The sequence below is a fragment of the Paenibacillus sp. IHB B 3415 genome (assembly GCF_000802655.2).
Taxonomy (GTDB): Bacteria; Bacillota; Bacilli; order Paenibacillales; family Paenibacillaceae; genus Paenibacillus_AQ; species Paenibacillus_AQ phytohabitans.
Genome location: NZ_JUEI01000034.1, coordinates 47,272 through 57,999 on the forward strand (window position 1 = coordinate 47,272; position 10,728 = coordinate 57,999).

10 protein-coding genes are annotated in these 10,728 nt (G+C 54.3%); 8 read left to right on the top strand and 2 right to left on the bottom strand.

Annotated elements, in window-relative coordinates; genetic code table 11:
- Window positions 1-255 precede the first annotated feature (255 nt).
- A complete protein-coding gene (locus QW71_RS16830) occupies window positions 256-1,509 on the bottom strand; it encodes an MFS transporter (protein ID WP_039300709.1) in 1,254 nt (417 codons plus the stop codon).
- Between the two features lie 114 nt (window positions 1,510-1,623).
- On the opposite strand from QW71_RS16830, the gene QW71_RS16835 reads away from it, so the two are divergent.
- Window positions 1,624-2,490 (top strand): helix-turn-helix domain-containing protein, encoded by an 867-nt coding sequence (locus QW71_RS16835; protein WP_039300711.1) that lies wholly within the window; start codon window positions 1,624-1,626, stop codon window positions 2,488-2,490.
- A gap of 75 nt (window positions 2,491-2,565) precedes the next feature.
- On the opposite strand, the gene QW71_RS16840 is transcribed toward QW71_RS16835, so the two are convergent.
- Window positions 2,566-3,678, bottom strand: a complete 1,113-nt coding sequence (locus tag QW71_RS16840) for an LLM class flavin-dependent oxidoreductase (protein ID WP_039300715.1) — start codon at window positions 3,676-3,678, stop codon at window positions 2,566-2,568.
- A 470-nt stretch (window positions 3,679-4,148) separates the two neighbouring features.
- Between QW71_RS16840 and QW71_RS16845 the strand changes: the two genes are divergently transcribed.
- The 7 genes from QW71_RS16845 to QW71_RS16875 form a co-directional block, all read left to right on the top strand.
- Window positions 4,149-4,925, top strand: a complete 777-nt coding sequence (locus tag QW71_RS16845) for an ABC transporter ATP-binding protein (protein WP_039300717.1) — start codon at window positions 4,149-4,151, stop codon at window positions 4,923-4,925.
- 411 nt (window positions 4,926-5,336) lie between these two features.
- Window positions 5,337-6,158, top strand: a complete 822-nt coding sequence (locus QW71_RS16850; RefSeq protein ID WP_039300720.1) for an ABC transporter permease — start codon at window positions 5,337-5,339, stop codon at window positions 6,156-6,158.
- Window positions 6,159-6,172: 14 nt separating this feature from the next.
- On the top strand, window positions 6,173-7,060 hold the full coding sequence (locus QW71_RS16855) for an ABC transporter permease (protein WP_039300724.1): 888 nt from the start codon (window positions 6,173-6,175) through the stop codon (window positions 7,058-7,060).
- 49 nt (window positions 7,061-7,109) lie between these two features.
- Window positions 7,110-8,717, top strand: coding sequence for an FAD-dependent oxidoreductase (locus QW71_RS16860; RefSeq protein WP_039300727.1), 1,608 nt, complete (start codon window positions 7,110-7,112; stop codon window positions 8,715-8,717).
- A complete protein-coding gene (locus tag QW71_RS16865) occupies window positions 8,714-9,046 on the top strand; it encodes a ferredoxin family protein (protein ID WP_039300731.1) in 333 nt (110 codons plus the stop codon). Before QW71_RS16860 ends, QW71_RS16865 begins: the two co-directional genes overlap by 4 nt.
- A gap of 102 nt (window positions 9,047-9,148) precedes the next feature.
- A complete protein-coding gene (locus tag QW71_RS16870; RefSeq protein WP_047013811.1) occupies window positions 9,149-10,219 on the top strand; it encodes an ABC transporter substrate-binding protein in 1,071 nt (356 codons plus the stop codon).
- 37 nt (window positions 10,220-10,256) lie between these two features.
- The coding region (locus QW71_RS16875) for a S9 family peptidase (RefSeq protein ID WP_047013812.1) at window positions 10,257-10,728 on the top strand (472 nt) is incomplete at its 3' end.

Below are 10,728 nucleotides of genomic sequence, written 5' to 3' on the forward strand. Positions count from 1 at the left end.
GGAAATGAGGAGCATTAGTGCCCCTGAATTCACCGGCTACGGGCCAAATGAGGAAATGAGGGGCATTAGTGCCCCTGAATTCACCGGGTACGGGCGAAATGTGGAAATGAGGAGCATTAGTGCCCCTGAATTCACCGGATGCGGGCCAAAAGAGAAAATGAGGGGCATTAGTGCCCTTGATTCCGCCGGGTACGGGCCAAAAGAGAAAATGAGGAGCAGAAGTGCCCTTGATTCCGCCGGCTGCTGCTCCAGCGTTTACGCGCCCTCCCGACGCTCTGCCTTATATTGTGTACCAGCCGGCTGCCGGGTCTTCCGCAGATGCTGGAACCTTGCGCCTCCGATCAGAGCAGCTCCGGCAGCAGTAATCCCGCCGATCAATCCGAACACCGGGACAGGCGATTCTACCCCGTACAGCCCCAGCAGACCCGCCCCAAGCATAGGGCCGAAAGTGGTTCCGATCTTAACAAACTCCGAGCAGCCGAAATAGAGCCCCTTATTACTCTCCGGGGACAGCTCATCCACCAAGGCATCGAACCGCGCACCAATCAGCAGCTCCCCCAGACTGAACACTGTAATGAACAGCAGCGGCATCAACGGGGAGACGGACAGCACAAAGAACAGAAAGCTTGCGGCAATCAGCAGATTGCTGGTGAGTACCACATGGAAAGGATTCCACTTCGAGATCCAGCGCAGTACGGCAAATTGCGCAGCCAGAATAACAACCGCATTGAGCGACAGGATCACCGAATACATCCGGGCACCGTCGGCCAAGGCAGAAGTGGCGGTTAAATATTGGGATACGGTTCCGTTCAGCTGGGAATACCCGAAGAAGGAGAAGCTCATTCCGGCCAGCAGGAGGAGGAAGACATAGTCCTTGCGGATTGCGCCAAGATTCTTGAGGCTGCCGATACCCCGGGATGCAACAGAAGCGTGGATGCGGCCTCCGTGCCGGAAGAAGAACTGCGTAGAGACGCCATACAGAATATAAAGAACGCCCAGAATAACATAAGGAAAGAGCGTCAGCTTCATATTGAACATCAGGCTTAACAGCGGGCCGAGAAAACAGCCCAGATTAATCGCCGTATACCGCAGATTGAAGACGAGCAGCCGGTTCTCCGGGAGCGTTTCGGTGGACAGCACTTTTTTACTGGCAGGCTCGAAGATGGAGTAGCATAATCCGTTAAGGCCGTTAAGCAGCAGGAAGGCCGGGAAGCTGTCTGCATAATAGAACAGAATGAATAGGCTTCCCCAGACTATGGGGACAACGGCGATGATTTTGTGCAGAGGCAGCCGGTCCGCAAGCGCCCCTCCGAAGCCGCTGAAGAGTACATTCACCAGCGGATTGATACTGAGAACACAGCCGGCCAGGAAGATGGAGAGATGTTTTTGACTCGTCAGAAAGATGGCCAGATAAGGGACGCTCATAAATAGTGCAGTTCTCGTGAAAAAAGTGCCGGCCAGAATGTTCCATACTCTACTGTTTAGTTTCCGTGACAAATGAAAGTCCATGATAATCCTTCCCCTGCTTTTTATATTTTGATTTGTGCCGAGTGTAGCATACAATGAAAATCAGACCGGAAAATTGTGCTGTATACTCACACGGCAGAGCGGAGGGGTGAAATCATGTTTCTGGGCTCCACAATCAGGCAAATCCGTTCCTCCAAAGGAATAAGCCAGTCGATTCTGGCAGATGGGATTATGAGCCGTTCCAACTTGTCACGCTTTGAGGGCGGTAAATATTATCCCGGATATGACAAGCTGATCCTCTTGCTGGACAAGCTGGAAATGTCCCTTGAGGAGCTGCTGTTCCTGCAGAATGGCTATGCACAGCCGGAGAAACGTACGCTTCACTTAAGTCTGGTGGAGGCGGCGAACCGTTATGAATTCGACAAAGTAAGAACGATCAGCTATGAATGCCGTTTCTTGTACGGGGCGACGCGCACGGAGGCTTATTATCATTTGTATCTGCTGGGCCAGGGCTTTCTGATTCAATATCAGCGGGAGGATGAGATCAGGCAGTTAAGCGAATTAGCCGGGGAGATCAAGCCTTATCTGATGGGTGCGGACATATGGTATCTGTATGAGTTCAAGCTGCTGAATAATTTCCTGTTTACGCTAAGCAGCGGCGACGCGATCTTTTTTGGATTAAGGGCCGCAGATGAGTTTGATAAATACCATGACTTTGCCGAGAGCCGGACCATCCAGCAGCATCTGATGCAGAACATCGCGAAAATTTGCCTGAAAGAGCATAATTACGAGCAAAGCCTGTTCTTCCTTAAAAAAGCGCTGCCCTTAGCGGATAAGACGAATCTGCTATACGATAAAATTGTCACATTGGTGTACCATGAGATCACGCTGCTCTGTCTGAAGCATAAAGACGATACGCAGCAGTTATTGGGTTACCTGGATATTCTCCGGCAGCTTGAGTTCAATGACAGTTATGACGCGCTGCAGCAGGTGTGCCGGATACATCTGCCGGATATATTCTGATACATATACTATTTATTTTCCGCAAAAAAAGGTTGCCGCCCTATCACCGGGCGGCAACCTTTTTGGTTCTGCTTATTATTGGGGGGAAGAGATGCCGCTGCGCTTCTTGGCAAGCTCGCGCCGCACAACCGGAGCTACTTCTGTTGCCAGCAGCTCAATGGCTTCTGCCACCTTGGCATAGGGGAGGCCGCCGATATCCAGCTGGGTCATGAAGCGGTGATGGCCGAACAGCTCATGCTGATAGAGGATCTTCTCAATAATCTGCTGCGGGCTGCCCACGGCCAAAGTATTGTCCGGAGAGGTGAACCGGCCGAATTCATTGCGCGAGACGCGGTATTGCTGGCCGGGCTTCGGGCTGATCGCATTGCGGTAGCTGTAGTAATAAGGATAATACTCATCCAGCGCCTGCTGGGAGGTTCTGGCGATATAGCCGTGACTTGTGATGGCGATCTTCAAGTCTTCCGGCCTGTGCCCTGCTGCGGCGCCGGAACGGCGGTAGGTGTCGGCCAGATTCTGGAAAGGCTCCGGACTGCCGCTTAGAATGGCGATAGCCATACCTACACCCAGCGCCCCGGCCTTCTGGGCACTTTCGGCCGAACCGCCGATGCCGACCCAGAGCGGAAGCTTCTGCTGCAGCGGACGCGGGGCAATCTCGGCGTTATGCAGCGGGGAGCGGAACTTGCCTTCCCAGTTCATGACCTCATGCTGGTTCAGCGTGAGCAGCAGGTCGAGATTCTCGCTGAACAGCTGCTTGTAATCCTCCAGCTCATAGCCGAACAGCGGGAAGGATTCCAGGAAAGCGCCGCGTCCGGCGATAATCTCTGCCCGGCCGTCCGACAGCAGATCCAGTGTAGCGAAATCCTCGAAGACACGAACCGGATCAATCGTGCTCAGTACGGTGGTTGCGCTGGTAAGCTTAATCCGCTCTGTAACCTGGGCAATAGCTGCCAGCACAACCGGCACTGAGGAGATGACGAAATCCAGCCGGTGATGTTCACCCACGCCGAATACATCCAGCCCCGCTTCATCGGCAAGCTTCGCGGCGGCAATCACTTCATGGAGCCGCTGGCGGGGGCTAATCCGCTGCCCCGTTTCACAATCGGTTACGATATCCCCGAGTGTATAAATACCGAACTCGAACTCCGGTTCAGCCGCTTGCTTCGCTTGATCATTCTCTAGATTGTTCATTGGTACAGACCCCTTATTATCCAGAATATTTATTAGGTTTAAAGCTTAAGCTTGTCCGTTACAGCAAGGATATACTCTACTATACCATAACGACTTACAAAATGTAAGTATATGAGTGTAAGTTTGTGATATGAGGAGATGGAGATGAGCAGATGAACAAATGAGCAGATGAGCAGCAGCAGGCATTACCAAAAGCGTAATACTGTCTTTTGCGTATACACCTGATGGAATACAGAAACTTTCGAGAAAGTCAGTATCGGAATTAATTAATCCGGGCGGAATTTGTGTATTTTCATTGACAGATTTACAGATAGGTGATATTTTAAATTTACAAATTCCAATTGATTTACTTTGGATTAAAATCAGCCGACTGTACAGACAGAGGTGCCGCGCGAGTTCTATCGTGAGGTTCCTCTGTTTTTTTGTATTACAATAGTACATTTATATTTCAGCCAGAAGGAGGAGCAGATATGGGAGAGGATTTATTGTCCATCACACAGCTGAACAAGCGCTTTGATACCGCCGGAGGGCATGTGCAGGCATTGCAGGATGTGGAGCTGCATGTGCAGGAGGGGGAATTCATCACGGTGATTGGTCCCAGCGGCTGCGGCAAAAGCACCCTGCTGCGCATCGTTGCCGGTCTGGATACCGGCTATACCGGCAACGTTACGCTGGAAGGGGCAGAGATAGGCGGGCCTGGGATCGATAAGGGATTCATTTTTCAGGAGCACCGTTTGTTCCCGTGGCTTACGGTAGAGAAGAACATCGCTTCTGATCTGCCGCTGGGCAGGCCGGATATCCGAAAGCGGGTGGATGAGCTGATTGATCTGGTGAAGCTGGGCGGCTTCGAGAAATCCTATCCCCGGGAGCTGTCGGGCGGGATGGCCCAGCGGGTGGCGATTGCCCGTGCCCTGCTGCGGAATCCGAAAATTCTGCTGCTGGATGAACCCTTCGGTGCGCTGGATGCCTTCACCCGGGCGCACATGCAGACGGTGCTGCTCGACATTTGGCGGCGGAATCGGACTACAATGATTTTTGTAACCCACGATATTGATGAAGCTGTGTTCCTCGGTAACCGGGTCGTTATTCTGGAACCCCGTCCGGGTAAAATCCGCAAGATTGTACCTGTCGACCTCCCCTATCCGCGCAAAAAAACAACAACTTCTTTTCAAGAGCTGCGCCTGAAGGTACTGAATTACTTTGAGAAGGTCGATGAGCTTGAGCTGAAGGACGGGGCGGGAATATAAAGTGACTCCTGATTCGTTGTTCGTGGATCGTTGTTGTCAGAATGGAGACTCCTCGGTAGACACGGTAAACGTCTATTGTTGTACGTAATACAACTTTGATCAACGATACCAGGCGAGTTCGAAGGGATTGTTGTATAAAATACAAGAATTATCCTGCTGAGGGGCTTGGAGAAGAAGAATTGCTGCCTTTTGTACAACAATAATGAATTATGAACGATATCATGAGGGAAATGTTGTATTTTGTGCAGGATTTCAGAAAGCGGTCATAAAGGAGGGGCTACAGCGGTCTTAACGGTTATGCATGAAGACGGTGCAGGAAGGCAGTATTGTGAAAAAGAGAGAGCAAGTGCCGGCTTATATCCGACTTAATCTATGCGATTATATTTAATTAATTCAGAAGGAGGGACAGCCATGGCTGAACGGGCTGTAGCGGCAGGGAATGCCGGAAGAACAGGAAGGCCTGACGGCCCCGGAAAGGCGGCGATTGCCGGTCTGGGATTGTTGCTTCCGGCAGGTGTATTAATCCTGTGGCAGATTTTGAGCCATTACGGAATGATCTCGGAGATGCTGTTCCCGGCGCCTTCTACGATTGTCCAGTCGTTCATTACCCTGGCATCTACCGGGGATTTATGGAGCAACCTCAGAATCAGTGTCGTGCGGGCATTGTCAGGATTTCTGCTTGGCGGCGGGCTGGGTCTACTCTTTGGCATTCTGGTCGGATTATTCCGCAGATCGGAGAAGCTGCTGGACCCCTCGCTGCAAATGATCCGGATGATCCCGAGCCTTGCGGTAGTGCCGCTGTTGATTCTCTGGTTCGGCATCGGGGAGGAATCCAAGGTGCTGCTGATTGCCAAGGGAGCGTTTTTCCCGATCTATATTAATACCTTTATGGGCATACGCGGAACGGATAATAAGCTGTTCGAAGTAGCCCGGGTGCTTGGCTTCAGCAGAGGGAAGCAGATTCTGCGGCTGGTGCTCCCGGCAGCAGTGCCGAATATCATGCTCGGTGTGCGCTTGTCGCTGGGCCTCTCATGGCTGGGGCTGGTGGTGGCGGAGCTGATTGCTTCCACCTCGGGGATCGGCTACATGATGTCGGATGCCCGCCAGTTTGCTGATACGCCGGTGGTATTTGTCGGGATTATTGTATTTGCCGCTGCCGGGCTGCTGAGTGACACCATTGTCCGCCTGATCGAGCAGCGGCTGCTGCGGTGGCGGGACAGCTATCAAGGATAGGAGGGAAGAACCGCATGAGTGAAGGGATAGAAGCAATAATCAAGACCGCCAAGGGGGTAAGGGAAGCCCGTGATTATAGCGGAATCGCTCCAATTACTACGCATAACAACAAGAGAAGATTAACGTTTGCGTCCTGGAAAACTCTTTTGTCCGACTGGGGTACCGGGGCTGTTATTCCTGTAGCTGTAATTGCCGTATGGCAGCTTGCCGGAAGCGCAGGCTGGATCTCGCCGGAGTTTCTTCCGGCGCCGCTGACGATTCTCTCCGCTTTTGCAGATCTGGCGGTTAGCGGGGAGCTTATCCATCACCTGGGCGTCAGTATCGGACGGGCTGGCATCGGGTTCCTGATTGGAGGGATTCTCGGCTTGCTGTTGGGGACACTGACCGGCCTGTTCCGCAGCGCAGCCTATCTGCTGGACCCGAGCGTGCAGATTCTGCGGCTGGTTCCCCATCTGGCTATTGCTCCGCTGATCATTCTATGGTTCGGCTTCGGGGAGATTTCGAAGGTGGTTATTATCATGAGCGGCTCTTTCTTTCCGCTCTATATCAATACATTCATGGGCATCCGGGGAGTAGACAACAAGCTGTTTGAAGTGGCCCGGGTACTCGGATTCAGCCCGCTGCAGAAGCTGCGGCGGCTGATCCTGCCGGCGGCGCTGCCGGGCATTCTGCTGGGACTGCGCCTGTCGATGGCTGTGGCCTGGATCGGTCTGGTGGTTGCAGAACTGATCGGATCACAGTCCGGGGTTGGATTTCTCATTAATGAAGCGAAGCAGAATTCCAATACGGCCGTTATTTTTGTCGGAATTATTATTTTTGCAGTGGTCGGCAAGCTGATCGATTCTCTCTTCCGCATCATCGAACGCAAATTCCTGTACTGGCGTGACAGCTATCAAGGTTAAAGACGAGCTAATGAAACGCTAACGCTAATGAAACCAAGGGGGCAACAACATGAACCAACCGGCACTGAAGGAAACATTGAAACTGACGGCGGATGTACTGGTAATCGGCGGAGGTCCGGCAGGAACATGGGCGGCACTTACAGCCGCAGCTAAGGGAGCAAAGGTGATCCTGGCCGATAAGGGATACTGCGGCTCCAGCGGTGCGACTGCCCCGTCGGGCACAGGAGTATGGTACGTAAAACCGGAGGATGAGTTGCGCGAAGCAGCGAAGGCCAGCCGCTACGCTATGGGCGGCAAATTGGCCGAGCACCGCTGGATGGACCGGGTGCTGGACCGGACCTATGAGAATATGAACAGACTGGGCGTTGCCGGCTATCCGTTCCCGGTGGACGAGGAAGGCAATCAATACCGCCGGAGCCTGCAAGGACCTGAATATATGCGCCTGATGCGCAAGCTGGTGAAGAAGGCGGGCGTGAAAATTCTGGACCATAGTCCGGTGCTGGAGCTGCTCGCCGATGAGCACGGGGTAGCCGGAGCCGCCGGCGTGCAGACCCAGAGCGGAGAAGCCTGGAGTGTGCATGCCGGGGCGGTAGTTATCGCTACCGGAGGCTGCGCTTTCCTCAGCAAGGCGCTGGGCTGCAACGTATTGACGGGTGACGGGTACTTGTTCGCCGCTGAAGCAGGAGCGAGCTTGTCGGGTATGGAGTTCTCCAATGCCTACGCGATCTGCCCGACCTTCTCCTCCGTAACGAAGACTGCTTATTACAGCTACGCCAGCTTCTATTATGAAGACGGCACTGTGGTGGAAGGAGCGGGCTCCAAGAAGGGCCGCTCGGTTATTGCCAGGAATCTGCTGGCCGGGCGCCAGGTGTTCGCGAAGCTTGACGGAGCGGATGAAGCATTGCAGCCGCTGCTGCGGGTGGCGCAGACGAATTTCTTCCTGCCGTTTGACCGGCGGGGCATTAATCCTTTCAAGGATGTATTCCCGGTGACGCTGCGGCTGGAAGGTACAGTCCGCGGCACAGGCGGCATCCGGATTACAGACGAGAGCTGCGGCACTGGGGTTCCGGGGCTGTATGCAGCAGGGGATGCGGCTACCCGTGAGCTGATCTGCGGAGGGTTCACCGGAGGCGGCAGCCATAATGCCGCCTGGGCGATGTCTTCCGGCTCCTTCGCCGGAGAAGGGGCGGCAGCCTATGCAGCCGGACTCGGCTGGCATTCAGTTCACCGTGCACCCGTAGGGTTATCCTCTTCACCGCTGGTTCACCAGGAAGTGAAGGCTGGCGCCGCTGCCAGAACCGCAGAATATGTGGAGGCTGTGCAGGCAGAAGTCAAACCGTACGATATTAATCTGTTCCGTACAGAGCAGGGGCTGGCATCATCGCTGGAGCGTCTGGACGGACTATGGAAAGAGCAGCGCGGCCGGGAAATCCAGCGCACACCGGAAGGTGTGAAGGCACGCGAAGCCGAAGCGATGACGGCAACGGCACGCTGGATGTACAGCTCCGCTCTGGCCCGCACCGAAACCCGGGGAATGCACAAACGGGAGGATTTCAAGGGAAGTGACGACAGCCAGCATCACCGCCTGATCAGCGGCGGACTGGACCAGGTATGGGTGAAGACAGAAGAGGTAGCGAAGGAGAGTGTATTGTTGTGATTGAAGTCATCAGCGCTGACCGGTGTGTAGAATGCAATCAATGTGTATCTGTCTGCCCGACCAATGTATTCGACAGGGTCGAGAACGGAATTCCGGTTATCGCCCGTCAGAGCGACTGCCAGACCTGCTTCATGTGTGAGCTGTATTGCCCGGTCGATGCCCTGTATGTGGCTCCGGATTCCGAGGGAATTACCGGAATTACTGAGGCGGAGCTGGAACAGCAGGGACTGCTCGGCGGTTACCGCGAGAAGGTAGGCTGGGGCAAGGGCAGACAGCCGGTGGCCAGCCATGACTTCATGTATAAGCTGGCAGCCCGGGCAGGCTTCTGAGTGATGCGCCGTTATAGACACTAATCCAAAATACAGGCAAGAGTCCTTATACAAACATCAAACATCAAACATCCAGCAGACGACTGAGGGGAGAATAAAGAAATGAGCAAATTGTACAGAGAGATTAAAGGTGTATGGAGCAAAGGGGGACGCCTCACACTGATTACAGCTGTGGTGATGATCATGCTGGTGCTGCAGGCTTGCGGTAATAATACCGGCTCCGGGAACAGCGGAACGGCAGCCAACGGCGCAGGAACGAATACGGCCGAAGCGGCGGGCAGTGAGGCGGGAAGCAATGTTCCGGCTGTGCTGAATTTTGGCTACATTGGCTCCAATAAGCTGAATGTACCGGGCGGCGCAGAAGGCTGGGGACTCTATAAAGGGATCATTCAGGAAGAGCTGAAGCAGTACGGAATTACCGAAGTGAAGCTGACCGGCTTCCCGAACGGACCGGATCAGACGGAATCCTTAATCAGCGGAAGACTTGATTTCGGCAGCCTTGGGGATACCCCGGCGATTATCGCCTACGCTTCAGGAGCCAAGACGCGGTTGATCGCCCAGACTTCCGCGCATACGGTCGGTTATCTGATCGGCAAGAAGGACGGACCGAAGACGGTGCAGGACCTGAAGGGCAAGACCATTGCGATCCAGAAAGGGTCATTCATGCACCGCTACGTAGTCGGCCTGCTGAAGCAGGAAGGCGTAACCGACTATAAGCTGGTTCACATGCTGATTCCGGATGCTACAGCTGCGCTTGCCCGCGGCGATGTGGACGCGACCACCAATAACGGCGTGGCGGCGCTTAAGCAGATCGAGCAGGGATACACTCATTTGGATGATGCTTCGACCCATCCGGATCTGCTCGGAAGCAGTGCTACCGTAGTGTCAGAGGAATATCTTGCGAAATTCCCGGATTTCCCTAAGGTCTGGAATGCGGCACGTGAGAAGGCACTGGCCGACCTGAAGCAGCATGAGGATGAGTATTATGAGTTCCTGGCCGAGATCGGGGATACAACCCCGGAACTCGCGAAGCAGGTGAATCCGATCAGTGATATTAAGGATACAGCCTTCACGGAAGACGGCACGAAGCTGCTGGAGGGCACCAAGAACTTCCTCGTGGAAGAGAAGCTGGCCAAGAAGGATTTCAACATCAGCGACTGGCAGCTCAAGTAATTCATGTCAGGTAAACAGGTGAATGGAGGGAATGCAGATGTCCGAAGAAACCTTGACCATTGAACATTTCAAGCTGCCGCTGGAGAACGGGCTGTATCTGGAGGGCGAGGTGCGGGTTCCTGCGGGGACTGCACCGAAGCCCGTCATCCTGATCAGCCATGGCTTCCGAGGACATAAGGACTGGGCATTCTGGCCGGAGGTCTCCGGAAGACTTGCCGGGAGCGGGTTCTACACCGTAAGCTTCAATTTCTCACGGATCGCTGCCCGCAATCTGGATGGGATTAGCCCGGAGGAAGCTGCCGGAGCGGCTACGCTGAGCCGGGAGCTCATGGATCTGGAGCAGGTGCTCCACAGCCTGCTTGAGGGCAGGCTGCCGCTTGCCGGACTGGCCGACACGGAGCGGATAGCAGTTCTGGGGCACAGCCGTGCAGGCGGAAGTAACATTCTGTTCGCGGCAGAGCATCCCGAAGTGAAGGCGCTGGTGGTCTGGAACGGCGGGTCACCGCCGC